The sequence below is a fragment of the Thiomonas sp. SCN 64-16 genome, assembly GCF_001725585.1.
GTDB lineage: Bacteria > Pseudomonadota > Gammaproteobacteria > Burkholderiales > Burkholderiaceae_C > Thiomonas > Thiomonas arsenitoxydans.
Genome location: NZ_MEGQ01000034.1, coordinates 18,844 through 44,285 on the forward strand (window position 1 = coordinate 18,844; position 25,442 = coordinate 44,285).

The 25,442-nt window shown below is 65.9% G+C and carries 26 protein-coding genes; 25 read left to right on the forward strand and 1 reads right to left on the reverse strand.

Features of this window, described 5'->3' with window-relative positions; all coding sequences use genetic code 11:
- Nucleotides 1-450 carry a PaaI family thioesterase gene (locus ABT24_RS10465; RefSeq protein WP_276729453.1) on the forward strand — a complete coding sequence of 150 codons (450 nt, stop codon included), beginning with the start codon at nt 1-3 and terminating at the stop codon, nt 448-450.
- Between the two features lie 46 nt (nt 451-496).
- Entirely contained in the window at nt 497-1,675 is a 1,179-nt protein-coding gene (locus ABT24_RS10470; RefSeq protein ID WP_013124204.1) for an isovaleryl-CoA dehydrogenase, read from the forward strand.
- Nucleotides 1,676-1,755: 80 nt separating this feature from the next.
- On the opposite strand, the gene ABT24_RS10475 is transcribed toward ABT24_RS10470, so the two are convergent.
- The gene (locus ABT24_RS10475) at nt 1,756-2,910 is read right to left on the reverse strand and encodes an aminotransferase class V-fold PLP-dependent enzyme (RefSeq protein ID WP_013124203.1); all 1,155 of its coding nucleotides are present in this window, start codon (nt 2,908-2,910) and stop codon (nt 1,756-1,758) included.
- Nucleotides 2,911-3,068: 158 nt separating this feature from the next.
- On the opposite strand from ABT24_RS10475, the gene aceK reads away from it, so the two are divergent.
- The 23 genes from aceK (at nt 3,069) to ABT24_RS10590 (ending at nt 25,181) form a co-directional block, all read left to right on the forward strand.
- Nucleotides 3,069-4,883 carry a bifunctional isocitrate dehydrogenase kinase/phosphatase gene (gene aceK / locus ABT24_RS10480; protein WP_276729451.1) on the forward strand — a complete coding sequence of 605 codons (1,815 nt, stop codon included), beginning with the start codon at nt 3,069-3,071 and terminating at the stop codon, nt 4,881-4,883.
- Complete coding sequence (locus tag ABT24_RS10485) at nt 4,880-6,058, forward strand: acetyl-CoA C-acyltransferase (protein ID WP_276729449.1); 1,179 nt, start codon at nt 4,880-4,882, stop codon at nt 6,056-6,058. Before aceK ends, ABT24_RS10485 begins: the two co-directional genes overlap by 4 nt.
- A gap of 6 nt (nt 6,059-6,064) precedes the next feature.
- Entirely contained in the window at nt 6,065-7,192 is a 1,128-nt protein-coding gene (locus ABT24_RS10490) for an acyl-CoA dehydrogenase family protein (RefSeq protein ID WP_276729447.1), read from the forward strand.
- 23 nt (nt 7,193-7,215) lie between these two features.
- On the forward strand, nt 7,216-7,821 hold the full coding sequence (locus ABT24_RS10495) for a 2-hydroxychromene-2-carboxylate isomerase (protein ID WP_276729445.1): 606 nt from the start codon (nt 7,216-7,218) through the stop codon (nt 7,819-7,821).
- A 31-nt stretch (nt 7,822-7,852) separates the two neighbouring features.
- Entirely contained in the window at nt 7,853-9,556 is a 1,704-nt protein-coding gene (locus ABT24_RS10500) for an AMP-binding protein (protein ID WP_276729443.1), read from the forward strand.
- A gap of 8 nt (nt 9,557-9,564) precedes the next feature.
- Nucleotides 9,565-11,151 carry a carboxyl transferase domain-containing protein gene (locus ABT24_RS10505; protein ID WP_286737792.1) on the forward strand — a complete coding sequence of 529 codons (1,587 nt, stop codon included), beginning with the start codon at nt 9,565-9,567 and terminating at the stop codon, nt 11,149-11,151.
- 46 nt (nt 11,152-11,197) lie between these two features.
- Nucleotides 11,198-11,506 (forward strand): type II toxin-antitoxin system VapB family antitoxin, encoded by a 309-nt coding sequence (locus ABT24_RS10510; RefSeq protein ID WP_013124196.1) that lies wholly within the window; start codon nt 11,198-11,200, stop codon nt 11,504-11,506.
- Between the two features lie 4 nt (nt 11,507-11,510).
- Nucleotides 11,511-11,909, forward strand: a complete 399-nt coding sequence (vapC, locus tag ABT24_RS10515) for a type II toxin-antitoxin system VapC family toxin (protein WP_013124195.1) — start codon at nt 11,511-11,513, stop codon at nt 11,907-11,909.
- Nucleotides 11,910-11,937: 28 nt separating this feature from the next.
- Nucleotides 11,938-12,465, forward strand: a complete 528-nt coding sequence (locus tag ABT24_RS10520; protein ID WP_013124194.1) for a DinB family protein — start codon at nt 11,938-11,940, stop codon at nt 12,463-12,465.
- Nucleotides 12,462-13,262, forward strand: coding sequence for an enoyl-CoA hydratase-related protein (locus ABT24_RS10525; RefSeq protein ID WP_013124193.1), 801 nt, complete (start codon nt 12,462-12,464; stop codon nt 13,260-13,262). The genes ABT24_RS10520 and ABT24_RS10525 overlap by 4 nt, the downstream gene beginning before the upstream one ends.
- A gap of 26 nt (nt 13,263-13,288) precedes the next feature.
- On the forward strand, nt 13,289-14,317 hold the full coding sequence (bioB, locus tag ABT24_RS10530) for a biotin synthase BioB (RefSeq protein WP_013124192.1): 1,029 nt from the start codon (nt 13,289-13,291) through the stop codon (nt 14,315-14,317).
- A complete protein-coding gene (locus tag ABT24_RS10535) occupies nt 14,314-14,991 on the forward strand; it encodes a DUF4126 domain-containing protein (protein WP_013124191.1) in 678 nt (225 codons plus the stop codon). Before bioB ends, ABT24_RS10535 begins: the two co-directional genes overlap by 4 nt.
- Nucleotides 14,992-15,017: 26 nt before the next feature.
- Entirely contained in the window at nt 15,018-17,099 is a 2,082-nt protein-coding gene (locus tag ABT24_RS10540) for an acetyl/propionyl/methylcrotonyl-CoA carboxylase subunit alpha (RefSeq protein ID WP_276729440.1), read from the forward strand.
- Complete coding sequence (locus ABT24_RS10545) at nt 17,096-18,046, forward strand: NAD(P)-dependent oxidoreductase (RefSeq protein ID WP_013124189.1); 951 nt, start codon at nt 17,096-17,098, stop codon at nt 18,044-18,046. The genes ABT24_RS10540 and ABT24_RS10545 overlap by 4 nt, the downstream gene beginning before the upstream one ends.
- Nucleotides 18,047-18,059: 13 nt before the next feature.
- The gene (locus tag ABT24_RS10550) at nt 18,060-19,007 is read left to right on the forward strand and encodes a hydroxymethylglutaryl-CoA lyase (protein WP_013124188.1); all 948 of its coding nucleotides are present in this window, start codon (nt 18,060-18,062) and stop codon (nt 19,005-19,007) included.
- 11 nt (nt 19,008-19,018) lie between these two features.
- On the forward strand, nt 19,019-19,531 hold the full coding sequence (locus ABT24_RS10555) for a YbaK/EbsC family protein (RefSeq protein WP_276729437.1): 513 nt from the start codon (nt 19,019-19,021) through the stop codon (nt 19,529-19,531).
- Nucleotides 19,528-19,746 (forward strand): DUF1289 domain-containing protein, encoded by a 219-nt coding sequence (locus ABT24_RS10560; protein ID WP_276729435.1) that lies wholly within the window; start codon nt 19,528-19,530, stop codon nt 19,744-19,746. The genes ABT24_RS10555 and ABT24_RS10560 overlap by 4 nt, the downstream gene beginning before the upstream one ends.
- Nucleotides 19,747-20,012: 266 nt before the next feature.
- A complete protein-coding gene (dusB, locus tag ABT24_RS10565) occupies nt 20,013-21,065 on the forward strand; it encodes a tRNA dihydrouridine synthase DusB (RefSeq protein ID WP_276729433.1) in 1,053 nt (350 codons plus the stop codon).
- Nucleotides 21,066-21,092: 27 nt separating this feature from the next.
- Nucleotides 21,093-21,338, forward strand: a complete 246-nt coding sequence (locus ABT24_RS10570; RefSeq protein ID WP_013107110.1) for a helix-turn-helix domain-containing protein — start codon at nt 21,093-21,095, stop codon at nt 21,336-21,338.
- Between the two features lie 43 nt (nt 21,339-21,381).
- Nucleotides 21,382-22,932 (forward strand): bifunctional phosphoribosylaminoimidazolecarboxamide formyltransferase/IMP cyclohydrolase, encoded by a 1,551-nt coding sequence (gene purH, locus ABT24_RS10575; RefSeq protein WP_276729431.1) that lies wholly within the window; start codon nt 21,382-21,384, stop codon nt 22,930-22,932.
- A 16-nt stretch (nt 22,933-22,948) separates the two neighbouring features.
- The gene (gene ruvC, locus ABT24_RS10580; RefSeq protein ID WP_013124183.1) at nt 22,949-23,536 is read left to right on the forward strand and encodes a crossover junction endodeoxyribonuclease RuvC; all 588 of its coding nucleotides are present in this window, start codon (nt 22,949-22,951) and stop codon (nt 23,534-23,536) included.
- Nucleotides 23,537-23,638: 102 nt separating this feature from the next.
- Complete coding sequence (locus tag ABT24_RS10585; RefSeq protein ID WP_276729428.1) at nt 23,639-24,787, forward strand: branched-chain amino acid ABC transporter substrate-binding protein; 1,149 nt, start codon at nt 23,639-23,641, stop codon at nt 24,785-24,787.
- A 103-nt stretch (nt 24,788-24,890) separates the two neighbouring features.
- On the forward strand, nt 24,891-25,181 hold the full coding sequence (locus tag ABT24_RS10590) for an acyl carrier protein (RefSeq protein ID WP_013107106.1): 291 nt from the start codon (nt 24,891-24,893) through the stop codon (nt 25,179-25,181).
- The last annotated feature ends 261 nt before the right edge of the window (nt 25,182-25,442 follow it).

Genomic DNA, 25,442 nt, shown 5'->3' on the forward strand with positions numbered 1-25,442 from the left:
ATGACCACCGCCCCCGCCGTTCTATCGCCTGCGCAGGAGGCGGCTATTCGCCAGAGTTTTGCCCGCCAAGGCTTGATGGCCGCGTTGGGCGTGGAGATGGTGCGGTTGGGGCCGGGGCGGGCGGAACTACGGCTGCCGCATTCAGAACGGATCAGCCAGCAGCAGGGCGGCTTCCACGGTGGGGCCATTGGCGCGCTGGCCGACGTGGCCGGTGGCTATGCGGCGATGACTCTGGCGCCCGAAGGCGACGAAGTCACCACGGTGGAGTACAAAAGCAATTTTCTAGCGGCCTTTGCGGGAGGTGAACTGCGCGCCTACGGGCGGGTAATCCGGGCGGGCAAGCGGCTGATCATCACCACCGCCGAAGTGATGCACCGCGATGAGGACGGCGCTGAGACAGTTTGCGCGGTGATGCAGCAGACCATCGCGCCAGTGCCCAAGCGGTATTGAAATTACGTCGAAACAACGCATCGAAACAAACAAGCGAGGAGACCTCATGCAACTACCCGGACTGGACTTCCAACTCGGCGAAGACATCGCTGCTCTGCGCGAGGCCGTGCGCGACTTTGCCGAGCAAGAAATTGCCCCGCGCGCGACCGAGATCGACCGCACCGATCAGTTCCCGATGGATCTGTGGCGCAAGTTCGGCGACCTGGGCCTGCTGGGCGTCACCGTGCCCGAGGCCGATGGCGGCACGGGCATGGGCTATCTGGCGCATATGGTGGCGTTGGAAGAAATCTCCCGCGCCAGCGCCTCGGTGGGCTTGAGCTACGGCGCGCATTCCAACCTCTGCGTCAACCAGATCCGCCGCAACGGCAGCGCCGCGCAGAAGGCGAAGTATCTGCCCAAACTGATTAGCGGCGAGCATGTGGGCGCGCTGGCGATGAGCGAGCCGGGCGCCGGCAGCGACGTGGTGAGCATGAAGCTGCGTGCTGACCGGCGAGGTGATGGGTTCGTGCTCAACGGCAGCAAGATGTGGATCACCAACGGGCCCGATGCCGATGTGCTGGTGGTCTACGCCAAGACCGATCCGGCCGCAAGTTCCAAGGGCATCACTGCCTTCCTGGTGGAGAAGGGTTTCAAGGGTTTTTCGGTGGCGCAGAAGCTCGACAAGCTGGGCATGCGCGGCAGCCATACCGGCGAGCTGGTGTTTCAGGATTGCGAGGTGCCCGCAGAGAACGTGCTGGGCCATTTGAACGGCGGCGTCAAAGTGCTGATGAGCGGCCTGGATTACGAGCGCGCGGTGCTGGCCGCCGGGCCGGTGGGCATCATGCAGGCGGTGATGGACAGCGTGGTGCCTTATGTGCACGAACGCAAGCAGTTCGGCCAGAGCATCGGCGAGTTCCAGCTCATCCAGGGCAAGCTGGCCGATATGTACACCGTGCTGCAGGCCGCGCGCAGCCTGCTTTACACCGTGGGCAAAAACCTCGACGCACTGGGCGACGGCCATGCCCGCTCGGTGCGAAAAGACTGCGCGGCCGTGATTCTGTGGTGCGCCGAAAAGGCCACCTGGATGGCGGGCGAGGGCATCCAGATTTTCGGCGGCAACGGCTATATCAACGACTACCCGCTGGGCCGGTTGTGGCGCGACGCCAAGCTGTACGAGATTGGCGCGGGCACATCCGAAATCCGCCGCATGCTGATCGGGCGGGAACTGTTCGCGCAAACGGCGTGAAGCCGTGAAGCTGGGTAGCGAACAGGGCTGAGCGACTGATGCGGCGGGTGATTCAGTTACCGAGGCGCTTACCGAGGCGGCTAGCGATGCGCTTTTTCCGGCAGGTGCAAACCCACGGCGTCGAGCGCCGCGTCCAGCCGCTGCACGGCGGCGGGCACGTCCTTCCATTTGTCCAGCCCGAACAGGCCGAGGCGAAAGCTCATGTAGTCGGCCGGTTCGTCGCAGGCCAGCGGCACACCGGCGGCAATCTGCATACCCTGTGCCACAAACTTCTTGCCGTTCTGAATGTCGGGATCGCGGGTGTAGCTCACCACCACGCCCGGCGCCTGAAAGCCGGGCGCCGCCACGCTCTTGACGCCGCGTTGCTCCAACGAAGAGCGCGCTGCGCGACCCAGTTCGATCTGCGCGGCCTTGAGCGCGGGCAGGCCGTAGCTGAACGCCTCGCGCATCTGGTCGCGTACTTCCGCCAGGGTGTCGGTGGGCATGGTGGCGTGATAGGCATGCGTGCCTTTTTCGTAGGCCTGCATGATCTGATGCCACTTTTTCAGGTCGCAGGAAAAGCTGTCGCTCGTGGTCGTCTCCAGCCGTTGCAAAGCCCGCTCGGAAAGCATGGCGAAGCCGCAGCAGGGCTGGCCGCTCCAGCCTTTTTGCGGTGCGCTGACCAGCACGTCCACGCCGGTGGCCTGCATGTCCACCCACATCGCACCCGAGGCGATGCAGTCGAGCACGAACACGCCGCCCACCGCATGCACCGCGTCGGCGACAGCGCGCAGATAGTCGTCGGGCAGCATCATGCCGGCGGAGGTTTCCACATGCGGGGCGAACACCACGGCGGGCTTTTCGCGGGCGATGGTGGCGACCACCTCGGCTATGGGCGCGGGCGTGAAGGGCGACTCGGACGAATCGGCCACGCGGCGGGCCTTGAGCACTGTGACTTTGTCCGACAAATGCCCGGTCTCGATGATCTGGCTCCAGCGATAGCTGAACCAGCCGTTGCGCACGATGAGCACCTGCGCGCCCTGCACGAATTGCCGCGCCACGGCCTCCATGGCAAATGTGCCGCTACCCGGCACGATGACTGCCGCCTGCGCGTTGTAGGCCTGTTTGAGCATGGACGACAGATCGCGCATAACCTGCTGAAACTTGGCCGACATGTGGTTGAGCGAGCGGTCGGTGTAAACCACCGAATACTCCAGCAGTCCATCGGGATCGACATTGGGCAGCAAGGCGGGCATCAGAAATCTCCTGGTCTTATGGTTCGAAAAAGTCGGCGCGGTGTCTATGCCGACCGCCTGAAAAGCCTAGCACGCAGCGGCGTCAAGCGCTGGGCGCTTTGCCTTGCCAGCGTCGCGGGCTTACAGTGGGCAGGGTGTTTTCGTATTGCCAATGCCCGATGAACCAATTCCCGCCCCGCCTCGATTCCCCCGTGGCTTTTGCCATGGCGCGCACCATGCTCGAAGGCTTCAATCGCCACTACCGCCTGTTCCGCCAAGTAAGCGCCGCGGCCAAGCAGCGCTTCGAGCGGGCCGATTGGGCCGGGCAGCAGGCAGCGCAGCGCGAGCGCATCGCGTTTTACGACCAGCGGGTGGACGAAGCCACTGAGCGGCTGCAGAACGAACTTGATGCCGGCAACCAGCCCATGGAAATCTGGCAGCAGGCCAAGCTGCACTACATCGGCCTGCTGACCAATCACCACCAGCCCGAGCTGGCCGAGACGTTTTTCAACTCGGTGACGACCAAGATTCTGCGGCGTGAGCATTTCAACAACGAGTTTCTGTTCGTGCGCCCCGCGCTGTCCACCGAGTACATCGAGAACGAAGAGCCCGCCGCCAAGCCGACCTTCCGTGTGTATTACCCGCACACCCACGAGGCGCTGCACGCCTGTCTGCGCCGCGCCATCGAGAACTTTCAGCTTGCGCTGCCCTTCGAAGATCTGGACCGCGACGTGGGCCAGGTGCTGGCCGCCGTGCGCCAGCGCTTCGGCAACGATGTGCGCCTGCGCGCCAACTTCCAGATTCAGATGCTCGACTCGCTGTTCTACCGCAACAAGGGCGCGTATGCGGTGGGCAAGGTGATCAACGGCTTCACCGAATTTCCGCTGGCGCTGCCCATCCTGCACAACGAGCGCGGCCAGCTCTTTATCGACACGGTGCTGCTCACCGAAGACGATCTGCTGCTGCTGTTCTCCTTCGCCCGCGCCTATTTCATGGTCGATATGGAAATCCCGTCGGCCTATGTGCAGTTTTTGCGCAGCCTCATGGCGCGCAAGCCGCGCGCCGAGCTGTACAACGCGCTGGGTTTGGCCAAGCAGGGCAAGACCCTGTTCTACCGCGACTTTCTCTATCACCTGCGGCATTCGAGCGATCAGTTCATCGTGGCGCCGGGCATCAAGGGCATGGTGATGGTGGTGTTCACCCTGCCGTCCTTTCCCTTTGTGTTCAAAGTCATCAAAGACTTCTATCCGCCGCAGAAAGACACTACCCGCGACAAAATCAAGGGCAAGTACCTGCTGGTGAAACAGCATGACCGCGTAGGGCGCATGGCCGAGACGCTGGAATACTCCAACGTGGCCTTCGAGCGAGCCCGTTTCTCGCCCGAGCTGATTCAGGAAATCGAAACCTTCTGCCCCTCGCAACTCGAATACGACGGCGACACCATCATCATCCGGCACTGCTACATCGAGCGGCGCATGATTCCGCTCAACATCTATCTGCAAGAGGCTGACGACGCCCAGCTCGACGCCGCCGTCATTGAATACGGCAACGCCATCAAGGACATGGTGGCGGCCAATATCTTTCCCGGTGACATGCTGTGGAAGAACTTCGGCATCACCCGCCACGGCAAGGTGGTGTTCTACGACTACGACGAGATCGAGTACATCACCGACTGCAACTTCCGCCGCGTGCCCGCGCCGCGCAACGAAGAAGACGAAATGGCCGCCGAGCCCTGGTACGCCGTGGGTCCGCACGACGTGTTTCCCGAGACCTTCGGCCAGTTTCTGCTCGGCAACCCCAAGGTGCGCGCCGTGTTCATGAAACACCACGCCGACCTGCTCGACGCTGCGTTCTGGCAGGAGCACCAGAGCCGCATCCGCGAGGGCCATCTGTACGACGTGTTCACTTATGACGCCACCCGCCGCTTCGCCCGCGAGGGCGCTCTTGCGGCATCCAACCCACCCGTTCAACCTGTTCAGGAGACTTCGACATGACTGATCCCATCGTGATGGTTTCTGCCGCGCGCACGCCCATCGGCGGCCTGCTCGGCGACTTTGCTGCCGTACCCGCCTGGGAGCTCGGCGCTACCGCCATCGCTGCTGCCGTGCAACGCGCGGGCATTGCGGGCGACGCCGTGAATGAAGTGCTCATGGGTAACTGCCTGATGGCCGGGCAGGGCCAGGCCCCCGCGCGCCAGGCCGCACTCAAGGCCGGGCTGCCGCAATCGGCGGGCGCGGTCACGCTGTCCAAAATGTGCGGCTCGGGTATGCGGGCGATGATGTTCGCCCACGACATGCTCGCTGCGGGCACGGCCGATGTGATGGTGGCCGGCGGCATGGAAAGCATGACCAACGCGCCGCATCTTGCCTTTGTGCGCAAGGGCGTGAAATACGGCCTCACCCAGTTTTACGACCACATGGCGCTTGACGGTCTGGAAGACGCTTACGACCGCGGCAAGGCCATGGGCGTGTTCGCTGAAAGCTGCGTGAGCAAATACGCCTTCAGCCGCGAGGAGATGGACGCATTCGCCATTGCCTCGACTGAGCGCAGCAAAAAAGCCAACGAAGACGGCAGCTTCGAGTGGGAGATGGCGCCCGTCACGGTGGCGGGTCGGGGCGGCGAGGTGAAAATCGCCCGCGACGAGCAGCCGTTCAAGGCCAAGCTCGACAAGATTCCTACGCTCAAGCCCGCGTTCAAGAAAGACGGGGCCATCACCGCCGCCACCTCGTCGAGCATTTCCGACGGCGCTGCCGCGCTGGTGCTGATGCGCCAGTCCACCGCTGACAAGCTGGGCTGCGCGCCGATCGCTCGCATTCGCGCCCATGCGGTGCATGCGCAGGCGCCCGAGTGGTTCACCACAGCGCCCGTGGGGGCCATTCAAAAGGTGCTCGACAAAACCGGCTGGAAGGCGGCCGACGTGGACCTGTGGGAAGTCAACGAAGCCTTCGCCGCCGTCACCATGGCGGCGATGCGGGAATACAAGCTGCCGCATGAGATCGTCAACGTGCACGGCGGCGCGGTGGCGCTGGGCCACCCCATCGGCGCGTCGGGCGCGCGCATCGTCGTCACCTTGCTGGGCGCGCTGCGGCAGCGCGGGCTCAAGAAGGGCGTGGCCGCGCTGTGCATCGGCGGCGGCGAGGCCACAGCAATGGCGGTTGAACTGCTCTGAATCGTCATGCTGCTTTCTGACGATCACCGCATGATCCGCGACGCGGTGCGCGATTTTGCTCAAGCCGAAATCGCCCCGCATGCGGCCGATTGGGCGCGCGAAAGTCGCTTTCCGCGCGAGGCGTTGCAGGGCTTGTCGGCGCTGGGTTGCCTGGGCATTGCCGTGTCCGCCGAATGGGACGGCGCCGGGCTCGACTACCTGTCTCTCGCGCTGGCCGTCGAGGAGATCGCCGCGGCCGATGGCGCGACCAGCACCATCGTGAGCGTGAACAACTGCCCGGTGTGCTCCATTCTGATGGCCTGGGGCAGCGATGCGCAAAAAGACCAGTGGCTGCGCCCGGTGGCGCGCGGCGAGTGGATCGGCGCGTTCGCGCTGACCGAACCGCAGGCCGGATCGGACGCCTCCAACCTGCGCACCACGGCAAAGTTAGAGGGTGACCACTACGTCCTCGACGGCGTCAAGCAGTTCATCACCAGCGGCAAGAACGGACAGGTCGCCATCGTGCTGGCCGCAACCGACCGGGCCGCGGGCAAGAAAGGCATCAGCGCCTTCCTCGTGCCCACCGACACGCCGGGCTACATCGTCGAACGCCTCGAAGACAAGACGGGGCAATCGGCCAGCGACACCGCGCAGATCCGCTTCGAGGGCTGCCGCGTGCCCGCCGCCAACCGCCTCGGCGCCGAGGGCGAGGGCTACAAGATTGCGCTGTCCGGCCTGGAAGGTGGGCGCATCGGCATTGCGGCGCAGTCGGTTGGCATGGCGCGCGCGGCGTTCGAAGCGGCGTTGCGCTATGCGCGCGAGCGCACGGCCTTTGGCAAACCGATTGCCGAGCATCAGGCGGTGCAATTCCGCCTGGCCGAGATGGCGATGCAGATCGAGGCGGCGCGGCAGTTGCTGTGGCACGCTGCCAGCCTGAAGGATGCGGGCCTGCCTTGTCTGAAGGAGGCGGCTATGGCCAAACTGATGGCCAGCGAAATGGCCGAGCGGGTGTGCAGCGCGGCGCTGCAGATCCACGGCGGTTACGGTTATGTGGCCGACTTTCCCGTCGAGCGCATCTGGCGCGATGTGCGGGTTTGCCAGATTTACGAAGGCACCAGCGATGTGCAAAAAATGCTCATTGCCCGTGCGCTGTAAACCGAGATTCCCAGGAGACTCCCATGCCCGTCAGCCCGATTACTTTTTTCTTCGATTTTTCTTCGCCCTACGCCTACCTGGCGAGCACGCAGATCGAGGCCATTGCCGCGCGCCACCTGCGCGACATCGAGTGGGTGCCGATGCTGCTAGGGCCCGTGTTCCAGACGACAGGATCGAAGCCGCTGATCGATCAGCCGCTCAAGGGCGACTACGCCCGCATCGACATTCCGCGCTCGGCGCGCTTTCTGGGCGTGCCTTTTGTGCAGCCGGAGCCGTTTCCCATTGCCACTTATCAGACCGCACGGGTGCTCATCGGCCTGCAACGCGACTTGCCCGCGCAGGCTGCGCCGTGGCTGCATCGCTGTTTTTCGGCCTATTTCGTGCAGAACCGCAACATCGCCGAATTGCCTGTGCTTGAAGCCCTTGCCGCCGAGCAGGGGCTGGCGAGCGATGCGGTGGCGCGCTATACCGCCGATCCCGCCATCAAAGCCCAGCTCAAGGCCAACTGCGACCGCGCGCTGCAGCAAGGCATGTGCGGCGCGCCCTTTATGGTGGTGGACGATCAACCCTTCTGGGGCGCAGACCGGCTGCCGCAGCTCGAACATTGGCTGCAGACCGGCGGGTTTTGAAGCCGCCAAAAATGAACACCGGAGAATCATCATGACCGAGCCAACCCCGCTGGTGCAGGCCTACGCCTGCGGCGCCACCGACCAGCCGCTGCTAACGCAGACCATAGGCGATTTTTTCGATGCCATGGCCGAGCGCCAAGGCCTGCAAGAGGCGCTGGTTTCGCGCCACCAGAACATTCGCCTGAGCTATGCCGAGCTCAAGCGCGAGGTGGATCGTCTGGGCAGCGCCTTGTTGCGCAGCGGTTTGCGCAAGGGTGACCGCGTGGGCATCTGGGCGCACAACAGCGTGGAATGGGTGCTGATGCAACTGGCGACGGCCAAGGTCGGTCTGATTCTGGTGAACATCAACCCGGCCTATCGCACCTCCGAAGTGGAGTACGCGCTCAACAAGGTGGCTTGCAAGGCGCTGGTCACCATGACCTCGTTCAAGACCAGCGACTATCTCGCCATGCTGCGCGAACTCGCGCCGGAGCTGGCGACCTGCGCGCCGGGCGAACTGCGCGCCGCGCGTCTGCCCGATCTCAAACTGGTGGTGCATCTGGGCGAGGCCGACGAACCCGGCATGCTGCGCTTTGCCGACTGGATCGCCCGCGGCAGCGCCGACGACCCGGCGGTCGCCGAGGTCGCGGCAACGCTGCACGCGCACGAACCCATCAACATCCAGTTCACCAGCGGCACCACCGGTTTTCCCAAGGGCGCCACGCTCACGCACAGCAACATCCTGAACAACGGTTTCTTTATTGGTGAGGCGATGAAACTCACCGCCGAAGACCGGCTGTGCATTCCGGTGCCGCTGTACCACTGCTTCGGCATGGTGCTGGGCAACCTGGCGTGTCTGACGCACGGCGCCACCATCGTCTATCCCAACGACGGCTTCGACCCATTGCTGACTTTGGAGTGCGTGCAGGACGAAGCCTGCACCGGGCTGCACGGCGTGCCGACCATGTTCATCGCCATGCTCGACCATCCGCGCTTTGCCGAGTTCGATCTGAGCACCCTGCGTACCGGCATCATGGCCGGCAGCCCTTGCCCCATCGAGGTGATGAAGCGGGTGGTGCGCGACATGCATCTGTCTGAGATCACCATCGCCTACGGCATGACCGAGACCGCGCCGGTGAGCTGCCAAAGCTCCACCGACACGCCGCTGGACAAGCGGGTGAGTACGGTGGGGCAGGTGCAGCCGCATTTGCAGGTGAAGATCGTCGATCCGCAAAGCGGCGAAACTGTCGCGCCCGGCGAAACCGGCGAGCTTTGCACCAAGGGCTATTCGGTGATGCACGGCTACTGGGGCGACGCGGAGAAGACGCATGAGGCCATTGACGCCGAGGGCTGGATGCATACCGGCGACCTGGCGGTGATGGACAGCGAGGGTTATGTGAACATCGTCGGCCGCATCAAAGATATGGTGATCCGCGGCGGCGAGAACATCTACCCGCGCGAGGTCGAGGAATTCCTCTACCGCCATCCGCAGGTGCAGGACGTGCAGGTGGTCGGCGTGCCCGACCCGAAGTACGGCGAAGAACTGTGCGCCTGGATCATCCCCAAGGCCGACGCCGCGCCGACCGAAGACGACATCCGCGATTTCTGCAAAGGGAGAATCGCGCACTACAAGATTCCGCGCTACATCCGTTTTGTGCAGAGCTTTCCACTGACCATTACCGGCAAGGTGCAGAAGTTCAAAATCCGCGAAACCATGCAGCAAGAACTCGGGCTCCACCCCGACCGCACCGCCTGAAGACCCCCATGCCCATTCTTGATACCCGACTCAACCCGCGCAGCGCCGAGTTCACCGCCAACGCCGCCGCCCTGCAGGCGCTGGTGGACGACCTGCGCGCGCGCCAGGCCCGCGTGGCCGAAGGCGGCGGCGAGGCCCGCGGCAAGCTGCTGCCGCGCGAACGCGTGGCGGCGCTGCTCGACCCCGGCTCACCCTTCCTGGAGTTTTCTCCACTGGCTGCGCACGGTCTGTACGACAACGCGGCGCCCGGCGCCGGGATCATCACCGGCATCGGGCGCGTCAGCGGGCGCGAGTGCGTGATCGTCTGCAACGACGCCACGGTGAAGGGCGGCACCTATTACCCGATGACCGTCAAGAAGCACCTTCGGGCGCAGGAGATTGCGCGCGAGAACCGTTTGCCCTGCATCTACCTCGTCGATTCGGGCGGCGCCAACCTGCCCAACCAGGACGAGGTGTTTCCCGACCGCGACCACTTCGGCCGCATTTTCTACAACCAGGCGACGCTGAGCGCCGAGGGCATTGCGCAGATCGCGGTGGTCATGGGCTCGTGCACCGCGGGAGGCGCCTACGTGCCGGCCATGAGCGACGAGTCGGTCATCGTCGCCAATCAAGGCACCATCTTTCTCGGCGGCCCGCCGCTGGTGAAGGCCGCCACTGGCGAGGAAGTCACGGCCGAGGATCTGGGTGGCGGCGACGTTCACACCCGGCTGTCGGGCGTGGCCGACCATCTGGCGCGCAACGATGCGCATGCGCTCGACATCGCTCGCCGCATCGTCTCGCGCCTGCGCCCGGCCGAGCGCGCGGCGGTGGATTTGCGCCCGCCGCGCGAGCCGCTGTATGCAGCCAGCGAGCTGTACGGCGTGGTGCCGCTGGATGCGCGCAAGCCCTTCGACATCCGCGAGATCATCGCCCGCATCGTGGATGGTTCCGAGCTCGACGAATTCAAGGCCCGCTTCGGCGCCACGCTGGTGTGCGGTTTTGCGCATCTGCACGGCATGCCCGTGGGCATTCTTGCGAACAACGGCATCCTGTTTTCGGACAGTGCGGTCAAGGGTGCGCACTTCATCGAGCTGTGCTGCCAGCGCCGCATTCCGTTGCTGTTCCTGCAGAACATCACCGGCTTCATGGTCGGCCGCAAGGCCGAGAACGAAGGCATCGCCCGTCATGGCGCCAAGCTGGTCACGGCCGTGGCCTGCGCTCAGGTGCCCAAGTTCACCGTCATCGTCGGCGGCTCCTTCGGCGCGGGCAACTACGGCATGTGCGGCCGCGCTTATGGCCCACGTCAGCTGTGGATGTGGCCCAACGCCCGCATCAGCGTGATGGGCGGCGAACAGGCGGCCAGCGTGCTCGCCACCGTGCGGCGCGACGGCATCGAGGCCAAGGGCGGCAGCTGGAGCGCGGAGGAAGAGGAAGCCTTCAAGGCGCCCGTCCGCTCTCAATATGAAGCGCAGGGCCACCCGTATTACGCCACCGCGCGACTGTGGGACGACGGCGTCATCGACCCGGCAGATACTCGTCGCGTGCTGGCGCTGGGCCTGTCGGCCGCGCTCAACGCGCCAATTCCAGACGCCCGCTTCGGCGTGTTCCGCATGTGATTGTCGTCCCCTACAATGTGCATCATTCATTGACTTGGTACACATCATGCGCACAAACATCGAGATCGACGACGAGCTCATGGACGCCGCCATGCGCGCTGGCCCGTTCAAGACCAAAAAGGAGGCGGTCGAGGAGGGGCTCAAGCTCTTGCGCCGTCGCGCCGCCTACCGCGATTTGCTCGCCCTGCGCGGCAAGCTGCATTGGGAAGACCCCTTGGCCGAGGGCGCCGCGCCGCCCATGGTGCAGGAGCGACGCGCGCCTTACAGCGCGGCTAACTCCCCTGCCAAGACGGCTGGGCGCAAGGCAGCCGCCCGCAAGGCGCCCGTCCCCAAAGCGCCCGCCAACAAGGAGTAGCCGCATGATCCTGGTCGACAGCTCGGTGTGGATCGATTTTTTCAATGGCCGTGCCACCCCGCGCGTCGCGAATCTGGCGCTCCTGCTCGACGATATGGCGCCGGTGGCGGTGGCCGATCTGGTGCTGTTCGAGGTGTTGCGTGGCTTCCGCCATGAACGCGACTACCTGGCCGCGCGCAAGACCCTGACTGCGCTCACCGTGGTTGAAATCGGCGGAGAAGACAACGCCCTGCAGGCCGCGCAACACGACCGCCTGCTGCGCGCCATGGGCTACACCATCCGCAGCGCGGTGGACGTGCTCCAGGCCGCTTACTGCATCGAACACGACTACGCCCTGCTGCACAACGACGCCGACTTCGACGTCATGGAAGATCTGCGCGGCCTGAAGGTCTGGCGGCATTGACTGCAAGCTCTCCCCGGCGAATTTCCCGATGACACTCCAAGACCATTTCCGCACCCTGGCGCGCTATCACGTCTGGGCCACGCATCGCTTGCTCGACGAGCACGTCGCGCTGCTCCCCGAAGCCGATTACCGCCGCGATTGCGGGCTGTTTTTCAACAGCGTTCACGGCACCCTCAATCATCTGCTGGTGGGCGAAGGCTTGCTGTGGCAGCGACGCTTCCTTGAGGGCGTGTCGCCCGCGGGCTTGAAGCTCGACGACGAGGCCGAGCCCGACCGCGCCAGACTGGCGCAACGGCTGAAGGAGAGCGCGCGGGCCTGGCAGCCCTATGTCGAGCGCTTGAGCGAGGCCGATTTCGATCGGCCCTTCCACTACGCCACCAGCAAGGGCGAGCCGATGAGCGCACCGTTCGCGGCCACGCTGGCGCATGTGTTCAACCACGCCACGCACCACCGCGGGCAGATCACCGTAGCGCTCACTGCCATGGGGCATCCCTCGCCCGTGCTCGATCTGATCTACATGCTGCGCGATGAAGCGACAGCCTCATCCAAGCCATGAGCGAATCCCCCGTTCTCATCGACCGCGAAGGGGCCGTCGCGACGGTCACCCTTTATCGCCCCGAAGTGCGCAACGCCTTCGACGCCGCCACCATCGCCGCGCTGCATGCGGTTTTCGTCGAACTCGGTCAGGAGGCCGAAGTGCGTTGTGTGGTGCTTGCCGCGCAAGGCCCTGCGTTCTGCGCTGGAGCCGATCTGCGCTACATGCAACAGTTGGCGGCTTACACCGATGCGCAAAACCGCGACGATGCCCTGCAACTCGCTCGCATGCTGCGCGCCGTGGCCGAATGTCCCAAGCCCGTGATCGCGCGGGTGCAGGGCGACGCGTTCGCCGGTGGCTTCGGTCTGGTGGCCGCCTGCGATCTGGCCGTGGCGGTGCAGACTGCGCGCTTCTGTCTGAGCGAGGTTAGGCTTGGCCTGGTGCCTGCCACCATCATGCCGCATGTGCTGCGCGCCATCGGCCCGCGCGCGGCGCAGCGCTACACCCTGACCGCCGAAGTGCTTAGCGCGGCCACCGCGCAGTCCATAGGCCTGGTGCATGAAGTGGCCGTTGACGCTGCCGCGCTCGACGCGCAGGTGCAGCGCTGGTGCGCCGCATTGCAGAATGCGTCACCGCAAGCGCTGGCTGCGGCCAAGCGGCTGCTGGCCGAAGTGGCGCATCGCCCGCTGGGCGATGCCTTGCTGGCCGACACCGCCGAGCGCATCGCCGTGGCCCGGGCGAGCACCGACGGACGCGAGGGCATCGCCGCCTTTCTCGCCAAGCGCAAGCCGAACTGGATCGACCCCGAGGCGCGTTGACTGCGTCCTCCATCTCCCCTTATGCCATGACCCCGAAACCTTCCGACGTCTGGACGCCAGAGCGCATCGAAGCCCTGCTCGATCTGCCTTTGCCCGAACTGCTCTGGCAAGCCCAGCAGATCCACCGCGCGCACTTCGACCCCACCGACATTCAGCTCTCGTCGCTGCTGTCGATCAAGACCGGCGGCTGCGCCGAAGACTGCGGATACTGCCCGCAATCGGCGCATCATGATGTCGGGCTGAAGGCGGGCAAGCTGATGGACCTTGACCTCGTGCTGGCCAACGCCCGCGCGGCCAAAGAGGCGGGCGCGGCACGCTTTTGCATGGGCGCGGCCTGGCGCGAGCCGAAAGACCGCGACCTCGACGCCGTGGCCGAGATGGTCGAGGGCGTCAAGGCCCTCGGGCTGGAAACCTGCATGACTTTGGGTATGTTGCGGCCCGCGCAGGCGCAGCGCCTGGCCGATGCCGGGCTCGACTACTACAACCACAACCTCGACACCTCGCCCGAGTTCTACGGCCAGATCATCACCACCCGCACCTATCAGGAACGCCTGGACACGCTGCAGGCCGTGCGCGAAGCCGGCATGGCGGTGTGCTGCGGCGGCATCGTCGGCATGGGCGAGACCCGGCGCGACCGCGCGGGCCTGCTGGCGGAGCTGGCCGGGCTCGATCCCCACCCCGAATCGGTGCCCATCAACGCCTTGGTGCGGGTGGCCGGAACGCCGCTCGAACACGCACCAGATCTCGACCCCTTCGAGTTCGTGCGCACCGTGGCTGCGGCCCGCATCACCATGCCCACGGCGCGGGTGCGGCTGTCCGCCGGGCGGCGCGAACTGGGCGACGGCATTCAGGCGCTGTGTTTCTTAGCTGGCGCCAATTCCATTTTTTACGGCGATACCCTGCTGGTCACCGGCAACTCGGAGGTCGATGCCGACCGCGCCTTGTTCGCCCGCCTCGGCCTGCATGCCGGTGCGCAAGCTTCGCCCATGCCATCGGCCACGCCCAAGCAAAAAGTGATCGCCTTGCAAGCCGATTCACCCGTATCCCGGCCATGACCCCGTCCTCACTCGACACCCTGCAACTCCTGGCGCTGGCCGCCGCGCTGGGCTGGGCCAGCGGCCTGCGGGCCTTTCTGGTCATGTTCGCCGTTGGCGCCGCGGGCCTGGCCGGATGGGTCCAACTGCCATCGGGCCTGCAGGGCCTGGCCAGCCCGGTGGCGGTGGGCATCACCGGGTTTCTGGCCTTTCTCGAATTCGTCGGCGACAAGATTCCCGGCGTGGACAGCCTGCTCGACTTCATCTCTACTCTGCTGCGCATTCCGGCAGGAGCGGTGCTTGCCGCCAGCGTGTTCGGACTGGATCACACCTTTGTCGCGGCGCTCGCTGCGGCGGCTGGCGGCAGTCTGGCCGCGGTGAGTCATGGCACCAAGCTCTCCACCCGCGCGGCCATCAACACTTCGCCAGAGCCGTTTTCCAATGTGGGCGCCTCGCTGGGCGAAGACGCGCTGGTGCTGGGCGGGCTGTGGCTGGCCTGGCTGCACCCGGTGCTGTTTTTCATCGCCCTGGTGCTGGTGCTGATCGTCATGGTTTGGCTGGCGCGCAAAAGCTTTCATTTCGTGCGTGGGCTGCTCGCGCGCATGGTGCGTATGTTCAGCGGCCGACCCGAACCCGCCGCAACGCAGCCCCCGCACGGCGCGACCGACGTGTCGTATCGAGACAAACCAGATTGATGCAAGCTACGAACCGGAGTGCTGAAATGTTCTCGAAAATCCTGATCGCCAATCGCGGCGAGATCGCTTGCCGGGTGGCCGCCACCTGCCGCTGTCTGGGCATCCGTACCGTGGCGGTGTATTCCGAGGCCGATGCGCAGGCGGCGCATGTGGCGGCGTGCGACGAGGCGGTGTGTATCGGCCCGGCCGAGGCGGCGCAGAGCTATCTGCGGGATGAGCGCATCCTGCAGGCGGCGCGCGACACCGGCGCGCAAGCTATCCATCCCGGCTATGGTTTTCTCAGCGAGAACGCAGGCTTCGCGCGGCAGTGCGCCGAGGCCGGGGTGGTGTTCATCGGCCCGCCGCCCGAGGCCATGCAGGCGATGGGGCTCAAGGCTGAGTCCAAACGGCTGATGCAAACGGCGTCCGTGCCGTTGGTGCCCGGTTATCACGGTGCGGAGCAGGACGCGGCGTTGCTCAGGGCCGAAGCCGCGCGCATCGGTTTTCCGGTGTTGATCAAGGCGAGTGCGGGCGGTGGCGGCAAGGGCATGCGCGAGGTGCAGCGCGTCGAAGACTTCGACGCTGCGCTGGCCTCGTGCCGCCGTGAAGCGCAGAGCAGTTTCGGCAACGACGCGGTGCTCATCGAGCGATTGGTGCGCAACCCGCGCCACATCGAAATCCAGATCTTCGCGGACCAGCACGACCATGTGCTGTGGCTGTTCGAGCGCGACTGTTCGATGCAGCGCCGCCATCAGAAAGTCATCGAAGAAGCCCCGGCCCCCGGCCTGCCTGATGCCCTGCGCCGCGAGATGGGCGAGGCCGCAGTAGCCGCCGCTCGCGCGGTGGGTTATGTGGGCGCGGGCACCGTGGAGTTCATCGTCGAATGCAGCGAAGGCGGGGTGCCGCAGCGCTTCTACTTCATGGAGATGAACACGCGGCTGCAGGTCGAGCATCCCGTCACCGAGTTGATCACCGGCCTCGATCTGGTCGAGTGGCAATTGCGTGTGGCCGCAGGCGAACCGCTGCCCATCACGCAGGCCGAGGTGCGCTGCAGCGGGCATGCCATCGAGGCGCGGCTTTACGCCGAGCATCCGGAGGCGGGTTTTCTGCCTTCCGCCGGCCAGTTGCGGCGGCTGGCGTTGCCGCCGCATGTCGCCTTCGGTGCGGTGGGAGCTGAGGGCATTCGAGTCGATAGCGGGGTGTTCGAGGGCGACACCATCACCCCGTTCTACGACCCCATGATCGCCAAGCTGATCGCCTGGGGCGAGACCCGCGAGCAGGCGCGCAGACGGCTGCGCCAAGCGCTGGCCGCGACCCGCATCGCGGGTTTGCAGACCAATGCGCAGTTTCTCCACCGACTGCTGGGTGTTGCGGAGTTTGCCGGGGGCGTGCTCGATACCGGACTGATCGCCCGTGAGCACGAGGCGCTGCTCGCGCCGCCGTCCATTCCGCAGTCTTTGGCCTGTGCCGCTGCGATCGGCGCCATGCTCGAAGACGAGCGCGCGCAACAGAGCGCCGATCCCTGGTCGCCCTGGTCGCCATGGTCAATTTGCGACGGGTTTACCAACGGCGTGCTGCCGCCGCGCGTGTTTCGCTTCGACAGCCCGTGGGGTGTTTTGGCGTGCACGCTGCTTACGGCGACAGGCCAGCCCTTGCGCATCCAGACTCCGGGTTCGCCTCAGCCGCAGCCCTTCGCTTGCACCGCGCGCGCCGTGCGGGCAACCCGTGATGTGCGCGAATTCGCCCTAGTTCTCACGCTGGGTGAAGAGCGCGCACAGATGAGCGTGGTACGGCTGGGCGAGACGTCCTTTCAGGTGTTCTCAGGCGGCGAGCTGGTCACGCTGCAAGCGCTGGGCGCCGATCTGGGCAGCTCCGACGGGGGCTTGGCCGGCGGCCGACTGACCGCGCCCATGCCCGGCAGAATCATCGCCCTGCATGTGCAAGCGGGCGACACGGTGCAGGCCGGCGCCCCGCTGCTGGTGCTCGAAGCGATGAAAATGGAGCACACGCTCAGCGCCCCGTCGGCCGGGCAGGTGAGCGAGGTGCTTTACGCGGTGGGCGATCAGGTCAGCGAAGGCGTGGAGCTGCTGCGCATCGAGGCTTTGAAAACCGAGGGATCGCCAGCATGAGGCTCGCGGTCTGGGACCCGGATGAGCCGTTTCGCCGCTGGCGCGACGCGCTGATGCAGCACGCCAAGGAAATCGGCCTGGCCATCGACGTGATCGACGCCCCGAGCGACCCGGACGCGCAGGCCGAATTCGCCCTGGTCTGGCGGCCCGATGCCGATTGGCTCGCCGGGCAGATGGGGCTGCGCGCCGTGTTCAATCTGGGCGCGGGCGTGGATGCCATCGCCCCGGCGCTGCACCGCCTGCATCCCGGCGTGCCGCTCATCCGCCTGGAAGACGCGGGCATGGGACGCCAAATGGCCGACTACGTGGCCGAAGGCGTTTTGCATGCCTACCGCCGCATGACCGATTACGCGGCGCAGCAGGCCAAGGCCCGCTGGGAGCCGCTGCCCTTGCCGCCGCGCGCCAGTTTCAGCGTGGGCTTTCTCGGTCTGGGGCAGATGGGCGCGGCCGCCGCTCGGCGCGTGGCGGCGATGGACTTTCCCATTCTGGCCTGCAGCCGCAGCGGGCAGTCGCGCTTCGCTGCCGAGTTGGGCTGCGCGATCTACGCCCTGGACCGCCTCGATGAATTTCTGGCGCAGACCCGGGTGCTGGTGGTGTTGTTGCCGCTGACCGCAGACACCCGCGGCCTGCTCGATTACGCTGCCTTGAGCCGCTTGCCGCAGGGTGCGCATCTCATCAACGCCAGCCGGGGCGCGGTGATCGATCAGGCCGATCTGCTCGATCTGCTGCACGGCGGGCATCTGGCCAGCGCCCTGCTCGATGTGTTCGCCACCGAGCCCTTGCCCGCGGCCGATGCGCTGTGGAGCCATCCGCGGGTGCGCATCACTCCGCATGTGGCCGCGCAGACCCTGGTCGGGCCGTCCGCTGCGCAGGTGATGCGCAAAATTGCCGCCATCGAACGCGGCGAAAAACCGGGCGGCGTGGTGGATATGCGGCTGGGTTATTGAACGGGAGATTGCCATGTCCACTTTGAACCATTTGCCCAAATTCGTCGAAGTCGTTGAAGTCGGCCCGCGCGACGGGCTGCAAAACGAAGCCAACCCCGTTCCCGTTGCGGTGAAGGTCGATCTCATCGACCGCCTGTCCGCAGCCGGGCTGCCCAATGTCGAAGCCGCCGCCTTCGTCTCGCCCAAGTGGGTGCCGCAGATGGCCGGCAGCAGCGAAGTGATGGCGGGCATCCGCCGTCGTCCCGGCACCGTGTATTCCGCGCTGGTGCCGAACATGAAGGGCATGGAGGCCGCGTTGGCCGCGGGGGTCGGCGAGGTGGTGGTGTTCAGCGCCGCGAGCGAGGCGTTCGCGCAGAAGAACATCAACTGCTCCATCGCTGAATCGATCGAGCGCTTCCGTCCGGTAGCCGAGGCCGCCAAGAGCGCGGGAGTGAACCTGCGCGGCAGCATCTCGGTGGCGTTGGGCTGCCCCTACCAGGGCGCGGTTGAGCCGTCAGCCGTGGCCGAAGTCGTGCGCCGCATGGCCGATCTCGGCTGCGACTGCATCGACATTGCCGACACCATCGGCGTGGGCACGCCCGGTGCGGTGCAGGCGGTGTTCGAGGCCAGCGCGGCGGCCTTCCCCATGCAGAAGCTGGCCGGTCACTTCCACGACACCTATGGTCAGGCGCTGGCGAACATTCTTGCGGCGCTGCAGATGGGCGTCGCCAGCTTTCATTCCTCCGTTGCGGGTCTGGGCGGCTGCCCCTATGCCAAGGGCGCCACCGGCAATGTCGCCACCGAAGATGTGCTCTACCTGCTGCACGGCCTGGGCATCGACACCGGGGTGAACCTGCGCGCGGTGGTCGAGGCCGGCGACTTCATCACCCGCGCCATCAACCGCCCGAACAACAGCCGCGCGGGCAAGGCGCTGCTGGCCAAATGGGCCGCCGAGCAAGGCGAACCCGCCTGCACCGCCTGAGCCGCTTCATCATGCAAACAACGGCTATTTCTTCTCCTTCCTCTTCCCCTTCCGACTCCGTGCAGCGCGTGATCGACGCGCTTGCCGCCCTGGGTCATGCCGAACCGCCGGTGATGCTCGACGCCGCCGCCCGCACCGCGGAGCAGGCGGCCGACGCCCTCGGTGTGGCGCTGGGGCAGATCGCCAAGTCCATCGTGTTCTGCCATGCCGACAGCGGCCGTGCGGTGCTGGTGGTCTGCGCCGGTGATCGCCGGGTGGACGAAAAGGCCGTGGCCGCGCAGGTCGGCCACTTGGCTCGGGCCGATGCCGATTTCGTACGCGCCGCCACCGGCTTCGCCATCGGCGGGGTCAGCCCGGTGGGCCACACCCAGCCGCCCATCGCCTTGGTGGACAACAGCCTCTGGCGCTTCGACCGCATCTGGGCGGCGGCGGGCCATCCGCATGCGGTCTTTCCTCTGCGGCCCGAAGACCTGCCGCGTTGGCTGGGCGTTGCGCCGAGCGCTGTCACGCGGGCGCCGCAATGACAGTTCCCTCTCCTTGCATCAACATCTGCACGCTGGACGCCGCTAGCGGGCTTTGCCTGGGCTGCGCCCGCACCCTGCAGGAAATCAGCGACTGGTCCAATCTGGATGACGCAGGCAAGCGCGCCGTCTGGGCGCGCATCGCCGAACGGCGCGTGCAGGGGCTAGTCCCCGAGCAGCCCATCGCGCTCAAGCCGGGGCCTGTCAGCGCACGGTGAGAGCCCCCAGGGCCGGGCAATCCCCACCCCAACCCTCCCCACAAGTGGGGAGGGAGTGATCTCACCTCCTACACGCAGTGGGGGAGGCCGGGAGGGGGTTGCCCAACCCGCCCCCGTGGGGTGTCAAGGAAACTTGGGGCGGCCCTACGTTTTCTCATGAGCCGGTTCCGGGCTGGCGGCCAGCCGGATCGCCTAAAATCACTTGCTCAAAAAAACGGCAGCGCAGACGTTGCCCGCCTTCTGCTCGCACACTGCCCGCCGCGCCCATGTCCAACCCCGCCGATCTCACCCCCTCCGCACCCTTGACCGGGCTCGCGGGCGGCCTGCGTCTGGGGCGGCACCTGCTGCCCAACCGGGTGTTCGCTGCACCCATGGCCGGGGTGACCGACCGGCCCTACCGCCGTCTGGCGCGGCAACTCGGCGCGGGTTACTGTGTGAGCGAGATGGTGACCTCGCGCGCCGATCTGCGCGACACCCTCAAGACCTCACGCCGCGCCAATCACGACGGCGAAGCTGCGCCCATCGCGGTGCAGATCGTCGGCACCGACCCCGAGCAGATTGCCGAGGCCACTCGCTACAACCTGGAGCGCGGCGCCGACATCATCGATATCAATATGGGCTGCCCGGCGAAGAAGGTGTGCAACCGCTGGGCTGGCTCTGCCCTGATGCAGGACGAAGACCTCGCCGCGCGGTTGGTGGAGGCGGCGGTAGCGGCTGCCCGCCCGTTCGACGCCCCGGTTACGCTCAAGATGCGCGCCGGATGGTGCGCCAGCGCCCGCAACGCGCCGCGCATCGCCCGCAGGGCCGAAGCCGCAGGCGCCGCCATGCTGGTGGTGCACGGCCGCACCCGCGAGCAGGGCTATGGCGGTGAGGCCGAATACGCCACGCTTGCCGAAGTGAAGCGCAGCGTGGGCATTCCGGTGGTGGCCAATGGCGACATCGACTCACCGCAAAAAGCCGCCGCCGTGCTGCGGCAAAGCGGCGCCGACGCGGTGATGATCGGCCGCGCCGCCATGGGTCGGCCCTGGCTGTTCGGCCAGGTCGCGGCCTATCTGGAGCACGGCGTCCTGCTGCCCGACCCCGCGCCCGAGCAATGGCGCGACTGGCTGTTCGCCCACCTCGACGATCACTATGCGCTGTATGGCGAAGCCATCGGCGTGCGCACCGCGCGCAAGCATGTGGGCTGGTACGTTGCGGCCCTGCCCGAAGGCGAGACCTTCCGCCGTCAATTCAACACGCTGGGCAGCGCAGCCGAGCAACTCGCGGCGCTGCGCGGCCTCCTCGATTCGGGTTCCAAGGCCGCGCCGCTGGCGGCCTGAAACCGTCCCGTTCACTCGCATCCCGCCATGCCCGCCGTTCCCCGCAAAACCACGCTCGAACAATGTGTCGTCGATAGCCTCGAGGCCTATTTCAACGACCTCGGCGGCTCCGAGCCGCACGGCATTCATGCCATGGTGCTGGCCGCGGTGGAAAAACCGCTGCTGGCCACGGTGATGAAGCATGCCGAGGGCAACCAATCGCTGGCCGCGCGCTGGCTCGACATCAACCGCAACACCCTGCGTAAGAAGCTTGCCGAACACAAGCTGCTCTGACCCATCCCGCCGCACCCGCCCATTTCCATTCACCGAGACTTCCATGCAAGCCCTGATTTCCGTTTCCGACAAAACCGGCGTGCTCGACTTCGCCCGCGATCTGCACGCCCTGGGCGTGCGCCTGCTGTCCACCGGCGGCACCGCCAAGATGCTGCAGGGCGCCGGTCTGCCGGTGACCGAGGTGGCCGATTACACTGGCTTTCCGGAAATGCTCGACGGCCGGGTGAAGACCCTGCATCCCAAGGTGCATGCCGGCCTGCTGGCGCGGCGCGACCTGCCCGAGCATGTGGCGCAAACCGACGCGCACGACCTGCCGGCGATCGACATCCTCTGCGTCAATCTCTACCCCTTCGAGGCCACCGTGGCCAAGCTGCACACGCTCGATGAGGCCATCGAAAACATCGACATCGGCGGCCCGGCCATGGTGCGCTCGGGCGCCAAGAACTATCACCATGTTGCCGTGCTCACCGACCCGGCCGACTATGCCGTGGTGGTGGCTGAGCTGCGCGCGGCGGGCCAAGTGAGCGACGCCACGCGCTTTCGCCTCTCGGTGGCGGCATTCAACCGCATCGCGCAATACGACGCGGCTATTTCCAACTACCTGTCGGCGCTGCAGGACGACGGCACGCGTGCTTCCTTCCCCGGTCAGTTCAACCTGTCTTTCGTCAAGCAGCAAGACCTGCGCTACGGCGAAAACCCGCACCAGAGCGCGGCGTTTTACGTCGAGCCGGGCGCGCGCGAGGCCAGCATCGCCACCGCCCGCCAGCTGCAGGGCAAGGAGCTCTCGTACAACAACATCGGCGACGCCGACGCCGCGCTGGAATGCGTGAAGCAGTTCGACACCGCGCCCGCCTGCGTCATCGTCAAGCACGCCAACCCTTGCGGCGTGGCCTACGGCACGTCCCTGCTGGACGCCTATGAGCGTGCCTACAAAACCGACCCAGAATCCTCCTTCGGCGGCATCATCGCTTTCAACGGCGAACTCGACGGCGCTACCGCGCAGGCCATCGTCGAGCGGCAGTTCGTCGAAGTCATCATCGCCCCGAAGGTGACGCAGGCCGCCATCGACATCTGCGCGGCCAAGAAGAACGTCCGCCTGCTTGAATGCGGCCAGTGGCCTGCGCAGCCCGGTGCGCGGCTGGACTACAAGCGCGTCAACGGCGGGCTGCTGGTGCAGGACGCAGACCTGCTGCTGTCCGGCGACATTCAGGTGGTGAGCCAGCGCCAGCCTTCGGCCGACGAAATGCGCGACCTGTTATTCGCCTGGCGCGTGGCCAAGTTCGTCAAGTCCAACGCCATCGTCTATGCCAAGGACAACGCCACCATCGGCGTCGGTGCGGGGCAGATGAGCCGGGTCAACTCCGCGCGCATCGCCGCCATCAAGGCCGAGCACGCGGGCCTGCCCGTCCCCGGCTCGGTCATGGCCTCAGACGCCTTTTTCCCCTTCCGCGACGGCATCGACAACGCGGCGCAGGCCGGCATCAAAGCCGTTATCCAGCCCGGCGGCTCGATGCGCGACGCCGAAGTCATCCAAGCGGCCGACGAACACGGCATGGCCATGGTGCTCACCGGCATGCGGCATTTCCGGCATTGAGCCGCGGCGCACCACCATGCGCATTCTCGGTATCGACCCCGGACTCAACACCACGGGCTACGGCGTGATCGATGCCCACGGCCAACGTCTGGGCTATCAGGCCAGCGGCGCCATTCGTATCCCGAAGGGCACGCTGCCCGAGCGTCTGAAGACGCTGTTCGACGGCGTGAGCGAGGTGGCGCGGCTGGCCGACGCCGAGGTTGCCGTGGTGGAGATCGTGTTCGTCAACGTCAATCCGCAGTCCACCCTGCTGCTGGGGCAGGCGCGCGGCGCGGCCATAGCCGCGCTGGTGGCGCAAGGGCTGCCGGTGGTCGAGTACACCGCGCTGCAGCTGAAAAAATCCATCGTCGGCTACGGCCGCGCCAGCAAGTCGCAGATTCAGGAAATGGTGATGCGGCTGCTGGCCTTGCCCGGCCAACCCGGCCCGGACGCCGCCGACGCGCTCGGGCTGGCGATCTGCCACGCACATGCGCAGCGCGGTCTGGCGGCGCTGCATCGGGCGTCTTCTCCTGCGAATGTGGGCACGGCGGACGTGGCCAGTGGCAAGCTCAGCGCGGCGCAACTGCGCGGCATGCGGGTGCGCGGGGGGCGGCTGATCGGGTGACGCCGGTGGGGGTGCGGATGCATCTGCTTACAGGCCGCGCGCGGTTTTTGCTTGATGATCCGGGTTCGTTGTCTTCAAGCCGGATCTCTCAAGGAGAACCTCATGACTTCATCGTTGCTATTGACTGGAGTGTCTTTGGCGCTGTTTGCCGGTCTGGGGCTGTCGGCCCATGCGGCCGAGCCGCGCGTGGTGCTTGGCGTTGCCGTGCCGCTGTCTGGCCCCTTGGCCGCCAGTGGGCAGGATGCAGTCAACGGAGTGCAAATGGCGCTGAACCAGCTCAATGCCGAGCATGCCCGGATTGGCGGCAAGTCGGTGCGCTGGGCGATGGATGCAGAAGATGACCAGGGACTGCCCACTCAAGCCACACTAGTGGCGCAGAAGCTGGTGGATGAGGGCGTGAGCGGCGTCGTCGGCCATCAGACCTCGGGCTGCACCTTTCCGGCCGCGCGCATTTACGCCCGGGCGGGGATTCCGCAGATCACGCCATCTTCCACTTCGCCGAAGATCGCCGAGCAGGGCTACAAGACCTTCTTTCGCCTGATCGCCAACGACAACGCCCTGGGGGCCGGGCTGGCCGAGTATGCCCACGACGCCCTTCACGTGCAGCGCGTGGCGGTGGTGGACGACCGTACCGCCTACGGCCAAGGACTGGCCGATGTGTTCTCGGCCAAGGCGAAGAAGCTCGGCATGGACGTGGTGGACCGCGAATACACCGATGACAAAGCCACCGATTTCTCCGCCATCCTCACCCGCATCAAGGCCGACCATCCGCAGGTGATCTTCTACGGCGGCATGTATAGCCAGGCCGGACCGCTGGTGCGGCAGATGCGCCAGATCGGCATCACCGCGCGGCTGATGGGCGGCGACGGCATCTGCGCGCCCATCATGGCCAAGGTCGCGGGCGATGCGGTCAACGGCACGATCTGCGCCCAGGGCGGCGTGCCGCTCTCTGAGTTGCCCAAGGGCAAGGCCTGGAAGGCGCGTTACGACACCGAGTTCGGCGCGGCCGCCTTCCAGCTCTATTCACCCAACGCCTTTGATGCAGCCATGGTGCTGGCCCATGCGATGATGAAAGCTGGGTCGAGCGACCCGAAGGTCTATCTGCCCCACATCCGCCACATCGACTACGACGGCGTGACCGACAGCGACATTCACTTCACCGCCACGGGCGAACTCGCCGATCCCAGCATCACCCTGTCGGAGTTCGAGCACGGTGTGAAAGTGCCGCTGGCGGTGGAGCAGGTGCGGTAGCCAAGAAGGTGTGCCAAGCCCCCGCAGAGAATGGCGGAGGCATGAGGAGGCACTGTTAGTATCTTTTGCTATACGCGGAGGCAACTGAATAAGGTATCGAGGGATGCTTGAACAACTCATTAAAGACTACCTGGTCACCCAGGCAAAAATCGACCCGGCCAAATTTGACCAGGCGGATCTGAAGGTGGCTGATCTCGGGCTTGACTCGTTGACCTTGGTCGAGATGTTGTTCGAGATCGAGGATCGATTCGGATTTCAGATTGCCGACCCGATGAAGTTTCAGAACATGCGGTTCACCGAGATGGTGGCCTCGATCGAGTCGGAAGTGCGGGCGAACAATGAGGGGAAATTGCCGCAGATCGACGCGCTGGGCTCGCCCACACAGGCGCCATGAGACCGGTGGTCATCACCGGCCTGGGCATGATCTCTCCGCTGGGGGGCGATTGCCAGTCGAGTTTTGAGGCTGCGCTTGCGGCACGCAGCGCCATCTGCCGCGTGCCCGAGGCACTGAGTGCGGGTCTACCCAACTTGTTGATGGCCCCTGCGGCTGTCGAGCCGAGCCTGTCAGGAATTTTGTGTGCGAGGCATAGCATGAGAATCAGGAGCATGTATGCCAAGCAAGACGAAGTTGAAGAACGCGGCCATTGCGGCCAGG

Bases quoted from the DNA above. Each gene is read 5' to 3' on its own strand.
- ABT24_RS10465 (WP_276729453.1), top strand. From the start codon at position 1: ATGACCACCGCCCCCGCCGTTCTATCGCCTGCGCAGGAGGCGGCTATT.
- ABT24_RS10470 (WP_013124204.1), top strand. From the start codon at position 497: ATGCAACTACCCGGACTGGACTTCCAACTCGGCGAAGACATCGCTGCT.
- ABT24_RS10475 (WP_013124203.1), bottom strand. From the start codon at position 2,910: ATGCCCGCCTTGCTGCCCAATGTCGATCCCGATGGACTGCTGGAGTAT.
- aceK (WP_276729451.1), top strand. From the start codon at position 3,069: ATGAACCAATTCCCGCCCCGCCTCGATTCCCCCGTGGCTTTTGCCATG.
- ABT24_RS10485 (WP_276729449.1), top strand. From the start codon at position 4,880: ATGACTGATCCCATCGTGATGGTTTCTGCCGCGCGCACGCCCATCGGC.
- ABT24_RS10490 (WP_276729447.1), top strand. From the start codon at position 6,065: ATGCTGCTTTCTGACGATCACCGCATGATCCGCGACGCGGTGCGCGAT.
- ABT24_RS10495 (WP_276729445.1), top strand. From the start codon at position 7,216: ATGCCCGTCAGCCCGATTACTTTTTTCTTCGATTTTTCTTCGCCCTAC.
- ABT24_RS10500 (WP_276729443.1), top strand. From the start codon at position 7,853: ATGACCGAGCCAACCCCGCTGGTGCAGGCCTACGCCTGCGGCGCCACC.
- ABT24_RS10505 (WP_286737792.1), top strand. From the start codon at position 9,565: ATGCCCATTCTTGATACCCGACTCAACCCGCGCAGCGCCGAGTTCACC.
- ABT24_RS10510 (WP_013124196.1), top strand. From the start codon at position 11,198: ATGCGCACAAACATCGAGATCGACGACGAGCTCATGGACGCCGCCATG.
- vapC (WP_013124195.1), top strand. From the start codon at position 11,511: ATGATCCTGGTCGACAGCTCGGTGTGGATCGATTTTTTCAATGGCCGT.
- ABT24_RS10520 (WP_013124194.1), top strand. From the start codon at position 11,938: ATGACACTCCAAGACCATTTCCGCACCCTGGCGCGCTATCACGTCTGG.
- ABT24_RS10525 (WP_013124193.1), top strand. From the start codon at position 12,462: ATGAGCGAATCCCCCGTTCTCATCGACCGCGAAGGGGCCGTCGCGACG.
- bioB (WP_013124192.1), top strand. From the start codon at position 13,289: ATGACCCCGAAACCTTCCGACGTCTGGACGCCAGAGCGCATCGAAGCC.
- ABT24_RS10535 (WP_013124191.1), top strand. From the start codon at position 14,314: ATGACCCCGTCCTCACTCGACACCCTGCAACTCCTGGCGCTGGCCGCC.
- ABT24_RS10540 (WP_276729440.1), top strand. From the start codon at position 15,018: ATGTTCTCGAAAATCCTGATCGCCAATCGCGGCGAGATCGCTTGCCGG.
- ABT24_RS10545 (WP_013124189.1), top strand. From the start codon at position 17,096: ATGAGGCTCGCGGTCTGGGACCCGGATGAGCCGTTTCGCCGCTGGCGC.
- ABT24_RS10550 (WP_013124188.1), top strand. From the start codon at position 18,060: ATGTCCACTTTGAACCATTTGCCCAAATTCGTCGAAGTCGTTGAAGTC.
- ABT24_RS10555 (WP_276729437.1), top strand. From the start codon at position 19,019: ATGCAAACAACGGCTATTTCTTCTCCTTCCTCTTCCCCTTCCGACTCC.
- ABT24_RS10560 (WP_276729435.1), top strand. From the start codon at position 19,528: ATGACAGTTCCCTCTCCTTGCATCAACATCTGCACGCTGGACGCCGCT.
- dusB (WP_276729433.1), top strand. From the start codon at position 20,013: ATGTCCAACCCCGCCGATCTCACCCCCTCCGCACCCTTGACCGGGCTC.
- ABT24_RS10570 (WP_013107110.1), top strand. From the start codon at position 21,093: ATGCCCGCCGTTCCCCGCAAAACCACGCTCGAACAATGTGTCGTCGAT.
- purH (WP_276729431.1), top strand. From the start codon at position 21,382: ATGCAAGCCCTGATTTCCGTTTCCGACAAAACCGGCGTGCTCGACTTC.
- ruvC (WP_013124183.1), top strand. From the start codon at position 22,949: ATGCGCATTCTCGGTATCGACCCCGGACTCAACACCACGGGCTACGGC.
- ABT24_RS10585 (WP_276729428.1), top strand. From the start codon at position 23,639: ATGACTTCATCGTTGCTATTGACTGGAGTGTCTTTGGCGCTGTTTGCC.
- ABT24_RS10590 (WP_013107106.1), top strand. From the start codon at position 24,891: ATGCTTGAACAACTCATTAAAGACTACCTGGTCACCCAGGCAAAAATC.